The organism is Fodinibius saliphilus, assembly GCF_005869845.1.
In the GTDB taxonomy this organism is placed as follows: Bacteria; Bacteroidota; Rhodothermia; order Balneolales; family Balneolaceae; genus Fodinibius; species Fodinibius saliphilus.
Window position 1 is genome coordinate 208,787 of sequence record NZ_VAWF01000003.1, and the last position, 20,585, is coordinate 229,371.

At 40.7% G+C, this 20,585-nt stretch carries 19 protein-coding genes and 1 riboswitch; of the genes, 5 read left to right on the plus strand and 14 right to left on the minus strand.

Annotated features, from left to right (window positions below; all coding sequences use genetic code 11):
• Position 1 precedes the first annotated feature (1 nt).
• From metX to FCN14_RS11565, 6 genes are all read right to left on the minus strand, one after another.
• A complete protein-coding gene (metX, locus tag FCN14_RS11540) occupies positions 2-1,051 on the minus strand; it encodes a homoserine O-acetyltransferase MetX (protein WP_138431434.1) in 1,050 nt (349 codons plus the stop codon).
• A gap of 89 nt (positions 1,052-1,140) precedes the next feature.
• On the minus strand, positions 1,141-2,469 hold the full coding sequence (locus FCN14_RS11545) for an O-acetylhomoserine aminocarboxypropyltransferase/cysteine synthase family protein (RefSeq protein ID WP_138431435.1): 1,329 nt from the start codon (positions 2,467-2,469) through the stop codon (positions 1,141-1,143).
• A gap of 144 nt (positions 2,470-2,613) precedes the next feature.
• A riboswitch (SAM riboswitch) is annotated at positions 2,614-2,733 on the minus strand.
• 480 nt (positions 2,734-3,213) lie between these two features.
• On the minus strand, positions 3,214-4,305 hold the full coding sequence (locus FCN14_RS11550; protein WP_212747632.1) for a sensor histidine kinase: 1,092 nt from the start codon (positions 4,303-4,305) through the stop codon (positions 3,214-3,216).
• 50 nt (positions 4,306-4,355) lie between these two features.
• Positions 4,356-6,053 carry a M1 family metallopeptidase gene (locus FCN14_RS11555; RefSeq protein WP_138431437.1) on the minus strand — a complete coding sequence of 566 codons (1,698 nt, stop codon included), beginning with the start codon at positions 6,051-6,053 and terminating at the stop codon, positions 4,356-4,358.
• Positions 6,054-6,250: 197 nt separating this feature from the next.
• The gene (gene era / locus FCN14_RS11560) at positions 6,251-7,138 is read right to left on the minus strand and encodes a GTPase Era (RefSeq protein WP_138431438.1); all 888 of its coding nucleotides are present in this window, start codon (positions 7,136-7,138) and stop codon (positions 6,251-6,253) included.
• Between the two features lie 37 nt (positions 7,139-7,175).
• The gene (locus FCN14_RS11565; protein WP_138431439.1) at positions 7,176-7,913 is read right to left on the minus strand and encodes a pyridoxine 5'-phosphate synthase; all 738 of its coding nucleotides are present in this window, start codon (positions 7,911-7,913) and stop codon (positions 7,176-7,178) included.
• Positions 7,914-8,000: 87 nt separating this feature from the next.
• On the opposite strand from FCN14_RS11565, the gene FCN14_RS11570 reads away from it, so the two are divergent.
• The 3 genes from FCN14_RS11570 to FCN14_RS11580 are packed head-to-tail and all read left to right on the plus strand — an operon-like array spanning position 8,001 to position 10,252.
• The gene (locus tag FCN14_RS11570; RefSeq protein WP_138431440.1) at positions 8,001-8,594 is read left to right on the plus strand and encodes an NlpC/P60 family protein; all 594 of its coding nucleotides are present in this window, start codon (positions 8,001-8,003) and stop codon (positions 8,592-8,594) included.
• Between the two features lie 31 nt (positions 8,595-8,625).
• Positions 8,626-10,062 carry an amidohydrolase family protein gene (locus tag FCN14_RS11575; protein WP_138431441.1) on the plus strand — a complete coding sequence of 479 codons (1,437 nt, stop codon included), beginning with the start codon at positions 8,626-8,628 and terminating at the stop codon, positions 10,060-10,062.
• A gap of 1 nt (position 10,063) precedes the next feature.
• Entirely contained in the window at positions 10,064-10,252 is a 189-nt protein-coding gene (locus FCN14_RS11580) for a hypothetical protein (RefSeq protein ID WP_138431442.1), read from the plus strand.
• Between the two features lie 13 nt (positions 10,253-10,265).
• Here the strand turns inward: FCN14_RS11580 and FCN14_RS11585 are convergent, their stop codons facing one another.
• The 3 genes from FCN14_RS11585 to FCN14_RS11595 all read right to left on the minus strand — a co-directional run bounded on the left by FCN14_RS11585 (position 10,266) and on the right by FCN14_RS11595 (position 14,963).
• Positions 10,266-10,622 carry a DUF3127 domain-containing protein gene (locus tag FCN14_RS11585; protein WP_138431443.1) on the minus strand — a complete coding sequence of 119 codons (357 nt, stop codon included), beginning with the start codon at positions 10,620-10,622 and terminating at the stop codon, positions 10,266-10,268.
• A gap of 219 nt (positions 10,623-10,841) precedes the next feature.
• The gene (locus FCN14_RS11590) at positions 10,842-12,284 is read right to left on the minus strand and encodes a hypothetical protein (protein ID WP_171032903.1); all 1,443 of its coding nucleotides are present in this window, start codon (positions 12,282-12,284) and stop codon (positions 10,842-10,844) included.
• Positions 12,285-12,821: 537 nt separating this feature from the next.
• Positions 12,822-14,963, minus strand: a complete 2,142-nt coding sequence (locus FCN14_RS11595) for a prolyl oligopeptidase family serine peptidase (protein ID WP_138431445.1) — start codon at positions 14,961-14,963, stop codon at positions 12,822-12,824.
• A gap of 204 nt (positions 14,964-15,167) precedes the next feature.
• Between FCN14_RS11595 and FCN14_RS11600 the strand changes: the two genes are divergently transcribed.
• On the plus strand, positions 15,168-16,778 hold the full coding sequence (locus tag FCN14_RS11600) for a bifunctional aminoglycoside phosphotransferase/ATP-binding protein (protein ID WP_138431446.1): 1,611 nt from the start codon (positions 15,168-15,170) through the stop codon (positions 16,776-16,778).
• A 70-nt stretch (positions 16,779-16,848) separates the two neighbouring features.
• Here FCN14_RS11600 and FCN14_RS11605 read toward each other — a convergent pair whose 3' ends face one another.
• The 3 genes from FCN14_RS11605 to FCN14_RS15770 form a co-directional block, all read right to left on the minus strand.
• Positions 16,849-17,382: a right-handed parallel beta-helix repeat-containing protein gene (locus FCN14_RS11605; protein WP_138431447.1), complete on the minus strand. Its 534-nt coding sequence runs from the start codon at positions 17,380-17,382 to the stop codon at positions 16,849-16,851.
• 18 nt (positions 17,383-17,400) lie between these two features.
• Entirely contained in the window at positions 17,401-17,559 is a 159-nt protein-coding gene (locus FCN14_RS15765; protein ID WP_171032904.1) for a hypothetical protein, read from the minus strand.
• 356 nt (positions 17,560-17,915) lie between these two features.
• Positions 17,916-18,062: a hypothetical protein gene (locus FCN14_RS15770; RefSeq protein WP_171032905.1), complete on the minus strand. Its 147-nt coding sequence runs from the start codon at positions 18,060-18,062 to the stop codon at positions 17,916-17,918.
• A 906-nt stretch (positions 18,063-18,968) separates the two neighbouring features.
• On the opposite strand from FCN14_RS15770, the gene FCN14_RS15775 reads away from it, so the two are divergent.
• On the plus strand, positions 18,969-19,106 hold the full coding sequence (locus FCN14_RS15775; RefSeq protein ID WP_171032906.1) for a hypothetical protein: 138 nt from the start codon (positions 18,969-18,971) through the stop codon (positions 19,104-19,106).
• Positions 19,107-19,244: 138 nt separating this feature from the next.
• Here FCN14_RS15775 and FCN14_RS11610 read toward each other — a convergent pair whose 3' ends face one another.
• Both FCN14_RS11610 and FCN14_RS11615 read right to left on the minus strand, forming a co-directional pair.
• A complete protein-coding gene (locus tag FCN14_RS11610; RefSeq protein WP_138431448.1) occupies positions 19,245-19,691 on the minus strand; it encodes a hypothetical protein in 447 nt (148 codons plus the stop codon).
• Between the two features lie 155 nt (positions 19,692-19,846).
• On the minus strand, positions 19,847-20,200 hold the full coding sequence (locus FCN14_RS11615) for a hypothetical protein (RefSeq protein ID WP_138431449.1): 354 nt from the start codon (positions 20,198-20,200) through the stop codon (positions 19,847-19,849).
• Positions 20,201-20,585 lie beyond the last annotated feature (385 nt).

The following is a 20,585-nucleotide window of genomic DNA, read 5'->3' on the forward strand; positions in this document are numbered from 1 at the left end:
GTTAATAGTGTGCAATTCTTGTTGGCGTTTCTACTAAAAAAGGTTTGATAATGTTGTTGAGCTGGTCGAATTCAATTAAGAAGGCGTCATGCCCGTGCTTCGACCGTATTCTTCGATATCGTCCTTTGGGCAATAATTGTGCAAGTTCATGCTGTTCTCGAACTGGGTATAGCATGTCTGAGTTGATACCTACTACCAATACAGGGATTTCAATGTTGCCAAGTACTTTTACGTATGATGAGCGATTACGAGCAACATCGTGACTGTCCATAGCCTGGGTAAGGCGGACATAGGAAACGGCATCAAAACGTTCTACCAGCTTTTCTCCCTGGTAATCGAGGTACGACTCTACTTCAAATTCTTTGGAATCTGCCTCTTGTAAACGTGCAAATTTATGTTCGTAATCGGTATCACTGCGGTAGCTTATCATAGCAATCATCCGAGCGAGAGCCAGTCCCTTTTTGGGAGGTTGCTCTTCAGAATAATAACCATTATCCCAGTTGGGATCGTTAAAAATAGCCTGTCGCTGAGTATGGCTGATGCCAATGGCCCAGGGGCGGTGGGCTTTGCCCATTCCAATAAGTACCGCTGATTGTGGACGCTCATCCATAATTAGCCATTCCAGTACCTGCATGCCCCCCATAGATCCTCCGATAAGCAGTTCAATACTTGTAATGCCAAGGGCATCAAGCAGTTGTCGCTGCAGGCGTACCATATCACGAATTGTGATTCTTGGAAAGTTGGCTCTGTAAGGCGTGCCGGTTTCAGGGTTCATACTGGTTGGGCCGGTGGTACCGAAGCAGCTGCCCAGTACATTGGGGCAGATGATAAACTGATGCGCAGGATCCAGTGTTTTGCCGGGACCAAAAAGTCCACTAAACCATTCTTCGGCATCGGCATTACCGGTTAATGCATGGCACACAACCACCACATTATCACCTGCTTTGTTAAGGTTACCCCAACTTTTATAGGCAATGGAGGGTTGGGGTATAGGCTCCCCTTTTTCAGTTATGAAAGGATCTTCAAATGTTATTGTGTTTTTCGTACTCATTATATAAAGTCAGTAACTCTTGGGCTGTATTAAGCGCCCGCGCAAACCAGACATCATGAAAACGCGGGCGCCGTAGACAGCAAACCTATTTATACAGGTTGTTTTATCTGTTTAAATGCGATTTCGAAATCTTCTTTTATATCGTCAATATGCTCAATGCCTACAGAGACGCGGATAAGATCTGGTTCTACGCCGCTGGAAGCTTGTTCTTCTTCGCTAAGTTGCTGGTGGGTTGTTGATGCAGGATGGATAACAAGGGTTTTAGCATCTCCCACATTTGCAAGATGGCTGGCTACTTCTACATTTTCGATGAAGGTTCGGGCTGATTCAAATCCGCCTTCTACCCCAAATGTTAGTACGGCACCAAACTTGTCGTCTTGCAAGTACTTCTGGGCTCTTTCATGGTAGGGATGTTCTTCTAGGCCGGTATAGTTTACCCAGTCTACAGCATCCTGTTTCTTAAGCCATTTTGCCAGCTCAAGTGCATTCTCGCAGTGGCGTTCGGTACGCAGTGATAGTGTTTCTAAGCCCTGTAAGAACAAGAAACTATTGAATGGTGACTGGGCTGAACCGAAGTCACGTAAAGATTCAACACGAGCACGAATGGCAAAAGCGATATTGCCGAATGGTCCGTCTGGTCCAAATGTTTCCCAGAAATTTAGTCCGTGATAACCGGGAGCAGGTTCGGTAAAAACCGGGAAATTACCATTACCCCAATTGAAGTTGCCGGCATCGACAATAACGCCACCGATACTGGTACCATGGCCACCAATCCATTTAGTAGCTGATTCAGTAACTACATTGGCTCCATGCTTAATCGGTTGACAGATTGAGCCTGCAGCCCCAAAAGTATTATCGACAATCAAGGGGATACCATGCTTTTTAGCAATCTTGGAAAGTCCTTTAAAGTCCGGCACATTACCACGCGGATTTCCGATCGATTCTACATATATACCCTTGGTATTTTCGTCAATAGCCGCTTCGTAGCTCTCTAGGCTATCATCTTCAACAAAGTTAACATCGATACCCAGGCGGGGGAGTGTTACTTTAAATTGGTTATACGTACCGCCGTACAAAAAGCTTGTTGAGACGATATTATCTCCGGCCTGCGCCAGGGTGGTAATGGCCATAAACTGTGCCGATTGGCCTGATGCTGTAGCAACAGCGGCAGCACCGCCTTCGAGGGCAGCGATACGTTTTTCAAACACATCGCTGGTGGGGTTCATGATGCGGGTATAGATATTGCCAAACTCTTCAAGAGCAAAGAGACTGGCTGCATGCTCGGTGTCATCAAAATTGTAGGATGTTGTTTGATAAATGGGTACTGCACGTGATCCGGTAGTGGGATCAGGTTCCTGTCCCGCATGTAGTTGCAGTGTTTCAAATTTTAGGTCTCGTTCTTTTCCGTTTGTACTCATGGTATCGGTCGTTTGTTGTTTATATGTGGTCAAAATTGATAGATCTAATAAAAAAGCCTCTCCCAAGATCTCCGTCGTAGTACCAGAGAAAAGATCTTAGAAGAGGCTTAACAAACATGCCATGGATACCATGGGTGACCTCATCTCTCATCTTTCCCCGGACCAGCCGGAGCAGGAAGTAGCACCTATCCCCTGTGTATCAAATACACAGGGCGGTTGCCAAAGCGTCATCGGGCCTGATCCCTCAGCTTTTCTTGATAAGAGTGCTCAGTATGTAAAAAGAACTAATGCACAGATATTCAAAAAAAGCCCTTCGGGGTCGTCCGAAGGGCTTTGAATCTGTTTACATAGGTATGAAACAAATCACTCCTTCGGTTGCAGGCATGGCATAAGCATACACATGCAACAGAGGCAAATAATATGTTGTGATATCTGTTTCATTATTACTTCAGTTTTAATTTCGTTTCTAAGATATGCGATTTTTTTTTATTACACAAACAATACCTTTTGAAATGAAAAGGAAAATATGCTTTTTCTTTTCATTTCTTATTTTTAATGGTCTTTTCAAATCCTAACGAAACTTTTTGAGCTGAGAACAGGCAAAAAGTGAAGAATAATTAATGGAAGTTGAAAGATTTTAAAGTTGTAAGTCTCTGTATGTCACTGGCACATTAAGAAATGGCCAATTATATCTGCTGAATTGGTTTAATTAAGTGGAGCTTAAAGTATTAGTTATCCTAATTATCAGGCATCTTTTTTAAAATTCATTTCAAAATGGGTTCCATTTTCTGAATACAGGCGGTATTCAGCATCTATCTGTTGAGTTAAAGTTTCAATAAGTTTTAATCCCAGGGAGTCATTTTCTTGGATATCCATATTGTCGGGAATGCCTTTCCCATTATCCGTGACCTTGAGGAATAAATGGTCGTCTTCTTCATAACAGCGAATTGAGACGGTTCCCCCATTGTCTTCAAAAGCATGTTTGTGTGCATTTGAAACTAATTCGTTTATGATAAGCCCCAGCGGTACGGCCTTTCTCATATTTAAAGAGATCGGTTCGATCTCCAGGTCAAAACCTATTTTTCCCGGGCCGGAACTGTTGATAGTCTCCATAGAATTTTGGAGATGTTCGATAAGATCTTCAATATAGACATTCAGCGCAATGCTGGCTAAACCTTCGGTTTTGTAAAGTTTTTCATGAATAGACGCAATCGATTGCACCCGATTCATGCTCTCAGAGAGTACCTCTTGAACATCCTCTGAGTTGCTCTTGATGATCTGTAGTTCCAACATCCCGGTAATAGTAGCAAGATTGTTTTTAATACGATGGTGGGTCTCTTTGATAAGCATTTCACGCTCATCAATAATCTCTTTTAACTTTTGTTGCTGTTCCCACTCTTTTGTAACATCTCTCTGAACAGAGACAAAGTGAGTAATCTCTCCCTCATCATCCCGGATAGGGTCGATACTCCAGCGGACTCTGTACGTTGATCCATCTTTTTTATAGTTAAAGGTTTCTCCTTCAAAATGCTCACCATTACTAACCTTTTCTACAAGATCTTTGATTGTTTCTTGGTTGGTTTTGGGACCTTGCAATATCGTGGGAGATTTTCCCAGGATTTCTTCTTTAGAATACTGTGTAACTTTCTCAAAAGCACTATTAACGAACACAATTTTTTCTTCACCTATTGTTTCAGGCGCATCGGTAACCACCACCATCTCTTTGGTTGTTTCAATAGCTTTTATAAGTGTTTTGGCTATTCTTTGGTCTACAGATTGGGAAACGTCTTTAGTTAATTGCTTTTCTCGGAATTCTTCGAAAACATCTTTAGCCATGGTAATGATAACCTTCATTGTACTTATTTCTCCAAAAGAGCAATAACATCTTATCTGCCAGGTAAGGGAGTAGTAGCTACGGAATCTTTTTTTACATAATAGTTATTATTTACTGAAAAACTATCATTTTTTTTGAAATCCAGCTTTGTTTTTTTCCACCGACTCGAGGTAGGATAAATAAAAGTATATGAGTTGCTATCATTAATGGATATTTCTACAGGCATATCAAAATGAGCAACATCAGCTTCCCACCGATAATACAGTATACCATTTTTGATATGGTATTTTAAAGTAGGGATATCCGCATAGTGCAAGTACTGGTCAAAAATATCATCTAGATTTTTTCCGGACTGCTCGATAATGTATCGTTCAATTTGATCGGCCCTAACTGTTTGGTGACGAAACTTTTTTTGAATGCCTCGCAGAATATGCCGCCAAGTGGTATCATTATTTACGATTTGGCGAATGGTATGGAGCATATTGTGTCCCTTGTAATACATATCTCCGGAACCCTCATTGTTAATACCATATTTGCCCGTGATTGGGGCTTTATTCTGAATTCTCGAACGTAATCCCCTCGTATATTCTGCAGCAGCTTTTTTTCCGAACTGGCACTCGGTATAAATGGATTCCGAATAGCTGGTGAACGATTCATGCACCCACATATCGGCAATATCTTTAGTGGTTACATTATTGCCCCACCATTCGTGTCCGGCCTCATGGATGATGATAAAGTCCCACTTGAGACCCCAGCCAGAACCGGAAAGATCGGTTCCGTTGTATCCATTTTGGAACCCATTGCCGTAGGCAATAGCACTTTGGTGTTCCATGCCCAGGTGCGGGGTGTGCACCAGTTTAAAACTGTCTTCATAAAAGGGGTAGGGGCCAAACCATTTTTCAAAACATCGCATCATTGGTTTTACCTGCTCAAACTGCTTTTTAGCTTTTTCCAGGTTCGGTTTTAGTACCCAATAGCTGAGATCGAGTGTTCCTTTTTTGCCTTGGTAGGTATCTTTGAAATTAACATAATTACCGGCATTAACAGAGACGTTGTAGTTGTTAATGGGATTGGTAACAAACCAGCTCCAGGTGGTCATTCCGTTTTCGTGTTTAGTAATGTCACGCAGTCGACCATTAGATACATTTTTTATTTCATTCGGCACCGTAATATTAATGCTCATGCTATCGGGTTCAGCTGTTTGGTGATCTTTGTTGGGCCACCAAATACTGGCCCCTAATCCCTGGTTGGCGGTGGCAATCCATGGGTTGTTCAATGAATCCTGTTCCCATACAAATCCCCCATCCCAGGGGGCATTTTTTGCTGCTTGAGGGTTTCCCTGGTAAAATACAGAGATAGTATAAAGAGAATCCTGTTTTAATCCATTGGGTACATCTACCATATAAGCGTAACCATTTGGCACCCTTTGATACTCAAGAGCTTGGTTTCCCTGTTTTATTTGATCAATCTTCAACGGATCTTGCAGATCAATCTGCATACGTTTGGGAGTATCGGTAACGCGGTATGTAATGTTATTATAGCCAGTGATTGAAGAGTCTTCAGGTTGAACAGTAAGATGCAGATCATAAAACTCTACATCCCACCAGGCGCGTTGAGGGGTGATAGAACCACGGAGTGTATCAGCTTTAGTAGCAAGCACGCCGGAATGTTGTGCAGTGGCGGGTAGGATGAGCGCAATGAGGAAACAAGTTAGTAATCCATACAGAATTAGGTTATAGAGTTTTTTCATAAATACCGTTAGTTGCGAAATGATGAAATCAGGCTATTGTAACATCGTCGTATCGAGAAAAAATAATCATTCCATTTTCTTTGTAAAGAAAAATTAAGGTAACAGGCTGGATTTTAAACTTTTAATTCTCAATTTCTAATTGTTTAAACATCCAAAGATTGCGACTCATGCTTTATGTATTATGCCAACACTGAACGCTAATACCCGTAATGTCGAACATGACTGGGGTTCTCGCGCCATTTTTCGCGCACCTTAACATGGAGGTCGAGATATACCTTTTTATCAACAAAAGCCTGTATGACCTCCCGAGCACTTTTCCCCAGTTTTTTAATTGCTTTGCCACCTTTCCCAATGAGGATGCCCTTTTGAGATTCTCGGTTTACAATAATATCTGCACTTATATAGTCCAGGTCATCCCGCTCGTCATATTGTACAATATTGATAGTTGAAGAGTAAGGTATTTCCTGATGATAGAGTAAAAAGAGCTGTTCGCGAATCATCTCAGCTACAAAAAAGCGCACCGGTTGTTCGCTTAGCATATCTTTTGGATAGAAGGGCGGGCCCGAAGTGATATTTTCTTTTATAGTATCCATGAGTTGTTCTAAACCCTCGCCATTGAGGGCAGAAACAAAGAGCGTATCATCAAAATCGAACTTCTCCTGGATCTCTCTAGCTACAACCTGGCACTGCTGATCTGAGGTTTTGTCGATCTTATTAATGACCAGGAAAATTTCCTTGTTTTTCATCGAAGAGAACATTTTGAAAATTCGTCCCGGTACCTTGTAATCAGTTACATCTACAATAAGCAAGATGATATCGGCATCGCGTCGGGCCCGATCCACTGTTTTCATCATCGCCTTCTGTAACTCATAGCTGGGATCGATAACCCCGGGCGTATCCAGAAAAATAATTTGTAGGTCATCTTCGGAGTGTATGCCCAGGATTTGGTGCCGGGTGGTCTGAGGTTTGTGCGTTGTGATCGAGACCTTGTTGCCCAGCATTCGATTCATCAGGGTAGATTTACCCGCATTGGGTTTGCCAATAATAGCAACGTAGCCAGATCTGTGTTCAGGAGTATTTTCCATAGTTCGTATTTCTTAATCGCAATAGCTGCGATATCTATTAGGTGGTAGTTTGTTTGGTGGTCCGCATGATATGCAAGAACTTCTGGACCGTTTCGTCCAGTCCGTGGTACAGTGCTGAGGATACCAGGGCATGACCAATACTGATATCGTGTAAGTGAGGAACCCTTTCAACAAGGGGACGCAGGTTATCAAGGTTGAGTCCATGGCCGGCATTAACCTTCATGCCCAATTCGTGAGCTTGTTTGGCTCCTGCTTTCAGTCGATCGAGTTCTTTTTGTTTCCCTTCTTCCGTTTCTGCGTTGGCATAGGTACCCGTGTGCAACTCAATGGCATCGCTACCTAATTCGGCTGCCAGCTCAATATCTTCTTCATTGGGATCTATAAAAAGGCTTATGGCAATATCGGTATCGATGTAAGCTGGAAAAACCCGGTTCTTGAAATCATCATAGACAACTTCCATATCTAGCCCCCCTTCAGTAGTTAACTCTTCGCGGCTTTCGGGCACCAGAGTGATTAGGTCTGGGGCAACAGCCTTGCTGATTTTGATCATTTCATTAGTAGCTGCCATCTCAAAGTCTAGCGTACCGTTAACATGTTTCTTTAACCTGTGTACATCATCTGTTTTAATGTGACGGCGATCTTTGCGAAGATGAAAAACGATACCCGACGCACCGGCCTGCTCGCATACTTCTGCAGCTTCTACCGGATCCGGATATCCTTCGCCGCGTGCATTTCGCAGTGTGGCCACATGATCAACATTTACCAAAAGTTGCATAGATAAAAATAAGCGCTTATTTACAGTTGTCTTTAAACCTCTAAATATAGATCATTTAAGGGAGAGTTTAAGTCAAAAATGATATAAATGATGATACGATTACAATTAGGGGCAATAATTTTGTTGATAGGTCTGCTAGCAGGAGGTTGTGGCGTTGTGCCTCGTTCAGCAAACCCACCTGTGCAAACAATAAGTAAAGATACAACATCTTCTCCGAAGCCGGTTTCTTCAACATCATCTACAGAAATAGAAAAGGAGGAGGAAACATCTTCTGATTCATCCCCGCCATCTGCAATGGAAGTGTCGTCGCTTAATGAAGCAAAATCATCATTGATGAAAGCCTACCGCGAATGGAAAGGCACACCCTATCGAATTGGCGGGGAATCCAGTAAGGGTGTTGATTGTTCAAGGTTTGTAGAAATTGTGTTTGAAGACTACATGGGAATAGACCTTCCTAACAATACGAGAACCCAACTTAATGAAGGAAAAGGTATTAGAAGGGCAGGTATTCGAACAGGAGACCTGGTGTTTTTTAAAACGGGGCGAAAAACACTACATGTGGGAGTGGCTGTTAACAGGGGCGAATTTTTACATGCTTCAACTTCCAACGGTGTTATGATTAGCAAGTTGGGGAACAGTTATTGGCGCGAACGTTTTTTAGCAGCACGCCGTATTTTATAATTTTATTTAATCAGGTAAATCAATACGTATTATGCGCAATTATTCAGCAGTAGTTGTAACCTTTATCTGCTTGATCTCATTTTCATTTTCAGCTTTTTCACAGTCACCTCCCAAATATATTAAGGGTGGTCAATATTTTGATGTTGATACCCAACAGATGGTATCCAATGAGGGGATATTAGTTCGTGGCGGTCGGTTTTATGAGATAGGTGATAGACCCGTCCCAAAGAATGAGGGTGATTATGAGGTGATTACGCTTGAAGATGATGAATATATTTTAGCGGGTATTGTAGATGTTCATGCTCACTTTCGAATGGATGCCTTCGGGTCGGAAAAGGAAAATGAAATAGATGAGTTTAAATATAATTCACTCGTCTATTTGGCAAATGGGGTTACTTCTGCCTTTGCCAATGGGGTCTACTATCCCCATATGGAGTTGGCAGCTAAAAGGTTGATCAACAGTGGTAAGTGGGCAGGACCGCGTATTTGGGCGTCAGGTCCGTATTTTGGCAGTGCTCGACCCGATTGGAAGGATTATTCCAAAGAAGAGATATATGAACAGGTTGATCACTGGGTAAGCTTAGGCGTAGATGGTTTTAAGACCAAAGGTGGAGATCCGGAAACGGTTAAGCATTTGGTAAACAGGGCACATTATCATGGGTTGACTGTTGCCGGTCATCTTGGATCAGGATATAAAGGCACGACGAATGCGATAACGGCAATTGATGCCGGTATCGATCGCGTAGAACATATTCTCGGTGGATTTGTACTGGAGCCTGATCAATATGCTTATCCTGTTTGGAATAAAGTGGATACAACTTCGGCAGACTTTAAGAAAACAGTGCATTATTACCTTGATCACAACGTTTATTTTGATGCGACGATTAATGCGCCTGTCTATTTTACAACTCTTAAAGAAGGATTTAATTACTGGAAAAATGAAAAGGGAATGTTTACTCCCTACGTACGCAACCTTTTACCGCCTCGGGAGGAACAGAAAGGGAGTGATCTTATGGATGGATTGTACAAGGCAATGCTACGGTCCACGAAAGCATTTTATGATGCTGGGGGAGGAGACCTGATTACCCTCGGTACTGATGCACCTACTCATGGATATTATTTGGCAGGATTCGGGGCTCATCGCGAGATGCATGCCATGGTGATGGCCGGAATTCCTGAAAGAGCGGTGCTTAAAATTGCTTCTCAAAACGGAGCCAATGCTCTTGGGAAAGGAAGTTTGCTGGGATCTATAGAAACTGGAAAACTGGCTGATCTTTATGTAGTGAAAGGAAATCCCTTGGAAGATATTACCAATACTCGGAATGTAAAGCTGGTCATGAAGTCAGGGGAGATTTATCATCCCAATAAGCTACTTGAGCAAGTAAAAGGAAATATTGGTCCTGAAAGTGAGTTAGAGGTCGAGGACTGGTTTAAGTACCCTGAACTGATGGAGGAGGCAGGGGGTTAGCATGATTATCTTTTTAGGTGCTCTTATATTAGGCATTACCTTATTGATATGGCTTTGGAAAGTGCCGATCACGAAAATGGCTAATGCCATGAAAGAAAATGGGAGTAGTGCGTTTGAGGCTTATACTATTATTACCTTATTGGTAGTTGGACTTGCGGGAGCAGTCTATATGATCAGTCGTGTTATCTAGGTTAGTTGCTGTGTTAAAAAGGGACATCGTGGTCCATATCTGACATATCGATAGTCGGTTCTTGGTCATTGAAAGGAGCCTCTTGATTGGAAGGTCCCTCTTCTCCTCGCTCTACTTTCCATGCTTTAACATCGGTGTACCAGTTGCCTTTGTATTCCCGGCTTTGGATATCAATGAAGACCGTAAGCTCTTCCCCTTCTTGTATGTTGAACTGGTCAATTTTGTCTCCCCAATGGGTGATACAGATTTTTTTGCCATATTTGCCTTGTGTTTCAAGGATAAAATCTTGCTTCTTCCACGGCCCGTTTTTGCCTTCGCCCGATTGTGCTTCAAGAATTTGTGTAACTTTGCCCTTAACCTGTAAATCCATAGTTCTGTGTGCTCATTTTTTAATTGGTATAACCGGCACAGGATAGGCATGAACCGACTCTATATCAATAAAAAAACGCATTAATTTTTTGTTACTGGCAATGAGAACGGTAAAGGTAATATCACACTTAAATAAGTGAGGTGCTATCTATATGCCTGAAAGAATTGATCGGACTTAGGTATGCTAAAATCTTCTCATTTATAAGAACATAAACATTTATTAAAAAAGTACGATAAGTTTACCTCCCCCTTTGTCGAATCTTGCTACTCTGGGATTGTATTCATGGTCATCACCGTCTATATCATACGCCCCGAAAACTTCAAACCTTACCTTCGGATGGAATTTTGTAGTAATATGAAAAGCTATCCGGTTGTCTTTAAAGATATTCCCCATATAAATTTCGGGTAAGTGTTTAACAACAAATCGTACTGATTCCTTGTCTTGATTATAACGGTTGAGTTGCATGTATCTTGCCGTAATATGAATTTTTTCACTAATTCTATAGCCAAGTCCTATATCAATCAGTCTTCTTGGTTCTTGGTAGTCAAAAGCACGCTCTATAACTGATATGCTAAAATCATCGCCATATTGTCGATCATAATAGTTTTCAAAAGAGATTCTCAATTTTGGCTCAAAACGCCAAATTTTTCCATATAAAAAGACCCCTCCTTTTAAAGATCGCTGTTTTGCCATATACATTCCTTTAAAAGGAACTCCCTTTGAAATCCTTTTAGTTGCAGTATAATCCATATATCCATAAACACCGCCTACAAATGATGAGTAACGGACACTTAGTAACCCGTTTATTAGATATAAGTTTTTGGTCTCTTCAAAAAAGAACTGTTCATCAATTCGATCGGTAACGTCATATTTTATTTTCGGTTGATATATGAAGGAAAGATCCCAGTTGTACCACTTGTCTTTCGGAGCGGTCCATCTGCCTAAGATGAAAAAACTAGGGGTGGTAATTTCTTTTTCAATTTTTCTATTTTCTTCACCGGTAGGTGGTAGATTATTTCCGGCAGTATTTACTAAATTGTTGTAATAATCTTGGAATGTATAATCCAGACGTACATTGCCAACTGGACCTAAATCTCTGCGGTAAGATACCGTAAAGTCCATATCTTTTTTGTATTCACTAATAGTATTTGAAAGCGATATTGAGTTCTTTTTTCCAATATTCAGTTTGTATTCAAATTCAAACAATGCACGGTTTGCTCTCGCATGTTGCTGTAAATAGGTGTGTAACCCAATTCTGGATCTACTTGTCAATTTACTTTCACTATGCAATTCTGAGTAGACGGCCCATGTTGCTTTCTTATAACTGGCAAACCTGCTTCTAAAACCAAGACCATTTTTATGCCACGCATATTGGTCTCCAAAGCTAAACTCTTGGTTCATCATGTCTAACTCATATTCTCTATGTCCACGCCTTGTATATACCCGGGTAAATCCCCGGTCATAGAAAGAATCACCAAAAGCATGACTCTTGTCCATGATTTGTAAACGATGATTGAAAGTCCAGTCAATGTTTGATGCATGCGGTAATTTTGTGTACAAATATTGAGAGTATGCTGGGAGTGTACAAAAAGCGGTAGTTATTATAACGGTTAATAGCTTGATCAGTTTACTAGACATGCCATGGTTTTCTTTAAATTTCACTTGGGTTTTCTCTAAGAATTTAGCTACGGATAAATTATTTTTACTTTTGTTTTAAGTACGTAATCCTAAATATTTGTAGCTGCTCTAAAAGCTTAGCCCGGATATATATTAATGAAGTGAGTGGTAAGGATATAGTTCTATAAAATTGTTAAGTGGTATTTGAGTTTTATGGACTATGACTAGGATATATGACCATAGTACAGTATGAAGCCTGCTATAAAAATTTTGCTAAAAATAGAGACATAAAGGAGAATTGTAAAAAACAATCTCCCAGCTTTTGGGTATCCTAATAGAGTTCTTTGTGTGATGTAAGCTAATTTTTAGCAATTTAATATTCCTAAAAAACTCAGAAAAATTAATCCCTCCGTTATTAACTTCAAATTATTCCAAGGTATTCTTTTTAAATCCTATCATCCTAATATTTTAAAAGGGACACTAGCAGTTGTTAGTGTCCCTTTTTACTTTCTTTGCGCCGGCAATAATCCCATTTTCTAAAAATGCCAGCTCTTTTGAAATAATCAGCTTTGCTGTATCTGCTTAGTTGTCCGGTTGGCTATCCATATTATACAGCGTAAAGGAAAAGATATCTGTGAGCTGTTTAATCGTTTTACTTGTTGGCGTTCCGGCCCCATGTCCGGCGCGTGTTTCGATACGGATCATTACAGGAGTATTCCCGGTATGGTACTCTTGCAGACGAGCCGCAAATTTAAAGGAGTGAGCAGGAACCACACGGTCATCATGATCTGCGGTAGTTACAAGAGTAGCAGGAAAGCTGGTACCTTCTTCCAGATTATGATAGGGTGAGTATCCGTAAAGGTATTCAAACATCTCTTTGGAATCATCGGCACGTCCATAATCAGAGGCCCATGCTGCTCCAATAGTAAATTTGTGGTAACGCAGCATATCCAGTACACCAACCTGTGGAATGGCAACTTGGGCAAGGTCAGGGCGCTGGGTCATGGTAGCACCAACCAGCAGACCACCGTTAGAACCACCCATAATAGCTAGCTTATCGGAGCTGGTGTAGTCTTCAGCTTTAAGGTATTCTCCTGCTGCAATGAAATCATCAAATACATTCTGTTTCTCCATTTTGGTTCCGGCTTTATGCCAGCTTTCTCCATATTCTCCGCCACCGCGTAAATTTGCCATCGCAAAAACGCCGCCCATCTCCAACCATGATATCCATCGGGTGCTGAAAGAGGGGGTCAGGCTAATATTAAATCCACCGTAGCCATAGAGCAGGGTAGGGTTATTACCATTTAGCTCAACTCCTTTTCTATGGACGATAAACATCGGAATTTCCGTACCGTCCTTACTTTCATAGAATACCTGCTTGGTTTCATACTGATCAGGATGAAAAGCAACGTCGGGTTGCTCGTAAAGTTCAGAAGTGCCTGATTCAATATCATACCGAAAAACTGTGCTGGGATAGGTAAAAGAGGTGAAGGTATAATAGAGTTCGGTGTCTTCGGACTCTCCTCCAAAGCCCCTGGCCGATCCTATGGCAGGTAGATCTATATCCCGCACATGCTCGCCATCCAAAGTAAGCTGTTTTACTTTAGATTTAGCATCTTCAAGATAATTCAGGAACAGGTACCCCCCCGCAGTAGAAGCACTGTTAAGTACATGTTCTGATTCGGAGATGAGGGTATCCCAGCTTTCGGGATTGGGTTTATCGATAGTAGTTTCAGCAATACGATAGTTTTGGGCATTCAGGTTGGTATAAATGAGCAATCGGTCTCCCTCGCTGTGTAGTACGCTATGGTTATTTTCAAAGTTGTCTACGAACTGCACAAAATCGCCATCGGGATCTTCGAGGTCCTTAATATACAGTTCATTACCGCTGGTGCCTTTCCAGGGAGAGAGGACCAGGAAACGTTCATCTTCGGTAAGTCCTGCAGAAATACCGCGTCGCTGAATATCGCCCCCAAATACTACGCGATCTTCAGATTGCTGGGTACCAATTTTGTGAAAATAGACCTTTTGATTTTTATTAGCAGCGGTAAGGGCTTCACCCTCTTTGGGACGTTCATAACTGCTGTAGTAAAATCCTTCAGTGCCTTTCCAGGAGATGCCTGTGAATTTTAAATCTGTTAACGTATCACCGACCACTTCTTTGGTTTCGGTATCAAGGGTGATTGCTTTACGCCAGTCTGATCCACCATCAGAGATAAGGTAAGTCATCAGAGAGCCATCATTAGAGAAGGAAGTGCCGGCCATAGAAATCGTGCCATCCTCAGAAAAGTTGTTGGGGTTCAAAAATACTTCTTCCTTGTCACTATTCAGATCTTTGGTACGGTAATATACACTTTGGTCCTGCAGGCCGTCATTCTTGTAGTAATAATAGTATTCTCCGTGTTTGTCGGGGGCACTTATTTTTTCGTAATTAATAAGATTTTTAACCGTTTTTTTAACCTCAGCTCGAAATGGTATGTCATTGAGATAAGAAAAAGTGACTTTGTTTTGGGCCTCTACCCACGTTTCAGTCTCTTCAGCATTATCATTCTCAAGCCAGCGATAGGGGTCAGGTACCTCTGTACCAAAATAAGTATCAACAGTATCTACTTTTTTGGTATCCGGATATTGGATGTCGGAGGCTGAAGGGCCTTTCTGTTGGGTGCAACTAAACACGAAAGCAACAATTAAGAAAAGAAAAGGGAGCCGAATTTTGCTCTGCATAACAGCGGAAATTTTAAGTTGTTGTCGGTGATTAAAAACTAATACAAAATAGGTAATAAGGGGAAAAGTGCAATTACTGATCGTAAAAGCTTGTTTCAGGAGCCCTTATATTAACAACCTTTAATTATAAGGAGACAAGACTTTTGATAGCAGGGTTGTTATCTTTTTGATAGAGTAATTGCCGAACCTTATAACTATGAAATTATGAGCGTGCAAGCACTGAATTCAAATATCTTGGATAAGCTTATTAATCATCTTGAGCAGGCAAACTTTTATCCTCACAAGCCAGAGCAAGTAGAGCATATTCAAACGCATATTTCCCACGTATTTATTGCCCCGCCATATGTTTATAAGTTCAAAAAGCCGGTCGATTTTGGCTTCTTGGATTACAGCACTCTCAAAAAGCGTAAAAAATATTGCCGGCGCGAAGTAAATTTGAACCGGCGCTTGAGTGATGATATTTACTTGGGGATTATTTCTATTGTAGAACAGAACGGTGCAGTTGAGTTTGTTGAAGAAGAACTGAGCGTTGGGAACGTAGTAGAATATGCTGTTAAGATGAGGTTGCTGCCGGAAGAGTACTTTCTACATACCTACCTGGAAGATGGTTCTTTAACCTATGATCAGTTGAACCGACTAGCAAATAAGTTAGCTGAATTTTATGACGGTCAGGACCCGGATGAAGAGGTTTTAAGGTGGGGCAAGATAGAAAATATCAAAGTAAATACGGATGAAAACTTTGAGCAGACCAAAGCATTTATTGGGGAAACGATAGAACAAAATAGTTTTGATGCAATTCGGCATTTTACAAACGAATATTTCAACCAACATCAAAGCCTTTTTGAGCAGCGAGTACAGGATAAACGTATAGTAGACGGGCATGGTGATCTGCATCTGGAGCATATTCATATAACGCCGGATAAGGTGCAGATATATGACTGTATCGAATTTAACGAACGTTTTCGATATGGTGACTTGGCTGTGGATTTGGCATTTCTGGCAATGGATTTGGACTTCAATAATCGGTGGAAAGAAGAGCGCTATTTTATAGATCGGATGGCAAAAATACTGGAAGATCCCGGACTGCTCAGTATTATCGATTTTTATAAATGTTATCGTGCTTATGTAAAGGGCAAGGTCAAGAGCTTGCAGAGCGGGGAAGAGGAAGTACCAAAACAAGAACGAAAAAAAGCAGCAGCAACGGCAGCTCGTTATTTTAAGCTTTCGCTGCGATATGCCCTGCTCGGGTCACATCCTAAGTTGCTGGTCGTAATGGGACGTGTTGGGACAGGTAAAAGTACCATTGCGCGACACCTGTCACATAAACTTGATATAGAACGGTTCTCAAGCGATCGTATCCGAAAAAAAATGGCTGGGCTGCCCCTTTCAGAACGTTCTCCAGAAGAAAAAAGGGATGAACTATATTCCCGTCAAATGTCCGAAAAAACCTACCAGGCGTTACTGGATCACGCAGTAGAATGTCTGGGAGATGGCCGAAGTGTGATTTTAGATGCTACGTATAGCAAGAGATCAGCCCGCAAGAAACTGATCGAAACAGTAGAGGTCCCGGTACTTTTTGTGGAGACGGAAGCACCGGATGCTGTTATTAAAGAGCGTCTTCAGGCACGGGACGGTCAAGAAGATGTAGTGTCAGACGCCCGACGCGAAGATTTTGAAGCTCTGGCTAGTACGTTTGAAGCGCCCAGGGAGATCCCGAGAGAGTACATGCTAAAGGTATCGACGGACTGTTCGGTGAGTACATCGAGGGAACGGCTCTATAAAAAGCTTGCCGATATAAATATCCAGCACGGATAAAGCTTTTTAAGAGGTGGTTACGCAGGTAGCAGGAGACGAAGATCTGTTGGGTATTGGTAGAATCAGCGTCTCAGGAAGAAGAGGCATTGGAAACCCCAAACAGAAGTAATCCTGTTGAAGCAAAGTTTGATTCTCCATCCCACCAATGGCCTGCGATGTTGTTCCGGATAATTTTAGCTGATGCATTTTGATCCACTTGGATTCCGTTTTCAGCCCAGCCGTTAGTTTTGGCGCCACTTCCTGCGACCGTATTCCCTTTGATATTGGCATGTGTATTTTTACCACGGATCAGTATAGCAGAACGATGAGTACCGGTAATATCATTACCGGTTATTGTTCCTTGGACTCCATCGTCAAAGCGAATTGGCAGGTATTGGCCGGAGAAATCTGTGATAAAAGTAGAACGTTTGATCGTAATATCTCCTCCATTATTCCAAAGACCGGTACTTCTTCCGGTTGCACTGGTTTCCTGTATGATTGTTACATTTTGTACCGATGCATTTTTAGGAGCATTGGCATCAAAATATATAGCCAGGTCACAACTGTGATCTGCAAAATTAATGGTTTCAATTTTTACCGACTGATTCACGTATACAGCCGTCAAACCTGTGCTTCCTGCTGTTTAGCAGCTGGAAAGCAGATGGGGTGTGCCCTGTACTGATGAAATTACTTGTGATTGGTTGCTTGTTGTTTCAACATCACTTTGTGTAGCATGTTGACAACTCCATACTATAAAGCTGGTTGCTATAAGTATTCCTAAGAAATGAATTTGCTGTTTCATGGACTTCCCTCCGTTAATTGAAATTAAATGAAGAGGTATTGATCTACTGAGGAAGTATATGGTCTCTATCTTTGATAACTAGATTTGCCCACCTTGTTTTATTTTCCCCTCTCTTAGCATTTTTGAATATGCTGAAAAACCTCTTAAATATATCCTAGGTTGTTTGCAGGCAATTAGCAAATTGCAATTTATTAATAAACATCTCTGGAGGTCCAATATATAACAGCGAAGAAATGGTGGTTGTTGATCACCGGAAATATCACCAGTTGTCCATTTTTACTGTGTTATAAAAAAGAGAGGCATAAAAAATGGAGTATCCGGAAAAGGGATACTCCATAAATAGTTATAAGTTATTTTTATGCTTCATCGCGGCACGGTTCAGTAGCCGTGGCTCCACACTTAGTACAGGTTGCTACTTCTCGGGCGCAATCATCTTTAGGTTCATGTTGACAAGCTTCTAATGCGGAAGCACCGCATTCCGGACATTCATCTCTTTTACACATAATCTCTCCTTTCTTTATTTCAAATTATGCTATAAAAGTATCTAAAGCCATGGTTAATTACGAACAGAAACGGAAATATGAAACAAGTCTAAATAAAGTGATCACCTATCGATGTCTATTATCAAACTACGAACTTGCTCACTGTTTATCTCTATTGCATAGCAGTAGTAAAAGATAAGATTATCCGCCTTTCGTGAATTTTGGGAAGTCGTTGTAGGTAAAGGTTTTACTCTCACAGGAATCTATCCCGTGTTCGGGTTTTGATGTTGGGGGCCAGTTAATACGGGCTGTAAGCTTTAGTGATTGATAGGGTTCCGCTGCCGACAAATGATAGTAAATTTCATGCTGATATTTTTGATAGAAATACTCCCGATTTGAGTTCTTAATAGGAGGTCATAACTTTTGTCCCCGATTTGTTCGTACTGTTTTAATCTTCGCTTAACTAGTAAAATGCCAATATGCTTGACTGAAAAATATATATACAACAACTATGTAGCAGTGTATTCAACATCAGTTCTAGCATATTTATTTGACACGGAAGGCCCTTATATGATTATCTGTTTCTTTAATATAGTTCGAAAATATTTTTGATTTGGCAGTGGTCAAAATTCGCAACTTCTATATCTTCTCAAATAATCTGTTGCTACGATAATATTTTTAATATCAGTTTTTTTAATTACTATGAAGTATTCAACAAGAAGAGTGCTGTATCGTAAATCTTATTATCAGCTATATTTGGTTGCTCCGCAATTCTAAAAATAGAGGGTAAATATTATGCGATTACTAACTAAACCTAAGGTTATAGCATCTCAAATTTTAGGCATCTTTTTGTTTTTTTTCAACAGCTGTTGCCCAGGAAAGTGCCAGTACTACCGCTATATATTATGTGGCGGATTATAATATTGAATGGACGATTTCCACCAGCATTACATGAATGGTATTTTTAGTAAAGAGGGAACGTGGAAAGAACTGGGCGGTATGATCCGGGATCATACAGATGTGATATGGGAAAGGGTACCGGATAAAGTCGCTGAGTTGGATTAATAATCCGAACATTTAGGTTTGACCTATGTACCCGGTCTTTTATAGGCCGGGCTTTTTTAGATAGGAAAGTAGTGCCCATTATCTAGGCTCGCAGTTTACTTACCCTTTGTAGGGAAGGGGATAGATGTACAACTGTTTTCAATTTAGATATTTGTTTATAAAATATTGGTAGCCAGTAATTTCAACACTTTTCTTGCCTTTTATCTTTTCTTTTAGAACCTCCTTAGCAGCTTCAAAGTTGGAATGCATTGTTGAGATATTAATTGGACTTTTACTGCTACCATAGATACTAAAACCGCCAGTACCAACTTCAACTCTTTTAATATTACTGAATAAAATAGCTTCCGAATTATAACCAACTTTCTTGATTTCTTTATCATCAATTATAACCTCCCTTTGATTAAATCTTGAAATAGCTACCGCAGATCCAGCGACAATAACGGAAGCAACAAATGTTATTGGAAGTAGCAGTTGAATGGAGTTTACACCAGCAAAGTAGTAAAGAAATACGTTGGCGAAAGCAAAAAAGGAAACAAAGAAAATGACCCAGTATTTAGGATTCACTTTTAATCTAATTTTTTCCATGACGAACAGTATTTATTAGTAATGTAGTATATAGCTAATGATCATACGTATTAGGTATAGGTGCCGGAGCGTTGAAATTCTTATTAAATGAAACTATATCTATAAAAAGAACAGATAGCAAGAATCGGTAAGGCTTGCCCCCCTTATTGCGCGTATTATAGTGCCTCAATTCGTTGTATAGATAATACTTCAACTATTGGCCCAACCATCGTACAACTTGCTAAATCTTGACGGTTACTGATTGCCATTTGCACGCGTAATCCATTCTCCTTGAAATTATCTGGTAGCTTAACAAGTTCGTAAAGTTCATCATCAGCTTTAAGTCCCCACCCCCCGCAGTCAACTTGGATTTTTTTTATTTGCCCGGTAAGTATCTCAGTGTCCTTTTCTAGTGGAGATGTTGTACAACTTGAAAGACTAACAATCAAAATAATGCTGAGCCATAATGTGTGCGCTTTCATATTTTTAAAAAAGTGTAGTATGAAAATTTCAGCAAAATAAATCATCATGTTATCGTTTAATCCATTTTATCTATATAAATAATAAAATTCAAAAATACGGCTACCGAATGGGAATTATAACGATTGGCGCATCAGGTTCTTGATGAATAGTAGGTTCTGATATGATTTCCCCAAAAGCAAAGAACACTATCCAGGGTTGCAGGGTCTACAGGAACGCAATTTGGCGGACTTAATGGCAATAAAACGATACTTCACGCATCGTAGGGGCGGTTATTCGTGAGTGTTATTATCTTTGTTTCGGGATATGGAGGGTAATCATCACAATAATTGCGTCAAAAAAGAAGTGAAAAATATGTGTGGTGATTTGTCTTACATAAAAAGCTTGGGTGGCACTGGCAATAACCTGTATAGAGGTATTGCAAGTTTAAATGAT

Bases quoted from the DNA above. Each gene is read 5' to 3' on its own strand.
- metX (WP_138431434.1), bottom strand. From the start codon at position 1,051: ATGAGTACGAAAAACACAATAACATTTGAAGATCCTTTCATAACTGAA.
- FCN14_RS11545 (WP_138431435.1), bottom strand. From the start codon at position 2,469: ATGAGTACAAACGGAAAAGAACGAGACCTAAAATTTGAAACACTGCAA.
- FCN14_RS11550 (WP_212747632.1), bottom strand. From the start codon at position 4,305: ATGGCTAAAGATGTTTTCGAAGAATTCCGAGAAAAGCAATTAACTAAA.
- FCN14_RS11555 (WP_138431437.1), bottom strand. From the start codon at position 6,053: ATGAAAAAACTCTATAACCTAATTCTGTATGGATTACTAACTTGTTTC.
- era (WP_138431438.1), bottom strand. From the start codon at position 7,138: ATGGAAAATACTCCTGAACACAGATCTGGCTACGTTGCTATTATTGGC.
- FCN14_RS11565 (WP_138431439.1), bottom strand. From the start codon at position 7,913: ATGCAACTTTTGGTAAATGTTGATCATGTGGCCACACTGCGAAATGCA.
- FCN14_RS11570 (WP_138431440.1), top strand. From the start codon at position 8,001: ATGATGATACGATTACAATTAGGGGCAATAATTTTGTTGATAGGTCTG.
- FCN14_RS11575 (WP_138431441.1), top strand. From the start codon at position 8,626: ATGCGCAATTATTCAGCAGTAGTTGTAACCTTTATCTGCTTGATCTCA.
- FCN14_RS11580 (WP_138431442.1), top strand. From the start codon at position 10,064: ATGATTATCTTTTTAGGTGCTCTTATATTAGGCATTACCTTATTGATA.
- FCN14_RS11585 (WP_138431443.1), bottom strand. From the start codon at position 10,622: ATGGATTTACAGGTTAAGGGCAAAGTTACACAAATTCTTGAAGCACAA.
- FCN14_RS11595 (WP_138431445.1), bottom strand. From the start codon at position 14,963: ATGCAGAGCAAAATTCGGCTCCCTTTTCTTTTCTTAATTGTTGCTTTC.
- FCN14_RS11600 (WP_138431446.1), top strand. From the start codon at position 15,168: ATGAGCGTGCAAGCACTGAATTCAAATATCTTGGATAAGCTTATTAAT.
- FCN14_RS15765 (WP_171032904.1), bottom strand. From the start codon at position 17,559: ATGAAACAGCAAATTCATTTCTTAGGAATACTTATAGCAACCAGCTTT.
- FCN14_RS15770 (WP_171032905.1), bottom strand. From the start codon at position 18,062: ATGTGTAAAAGAGATGAATGTCCGGAATGCGGTGCTTCCGCATTAGAA.
- FCN14_RS15775 (WP_171032906.1), top strand. From the start codon at position 18,969: ATGGACGATTTCCACCAGCATTACATGAATGGTATTTTTAGTAAAGAG.
- FCN14_RS11610 (WP_138431448.1), bottom strand. From the start codon at position 19,691: ATGGAAAAAATTAGATTAAAAGTGAATCCTAAATACTGGGTCATTTTC.
- FCN14_RS11615 (WP_138431449.1), bottom strand. From the start codon at position 20,200: ATGATGATTTATTTTGCTGAAATTTTCATACTACACTTTTTTAAAAAT.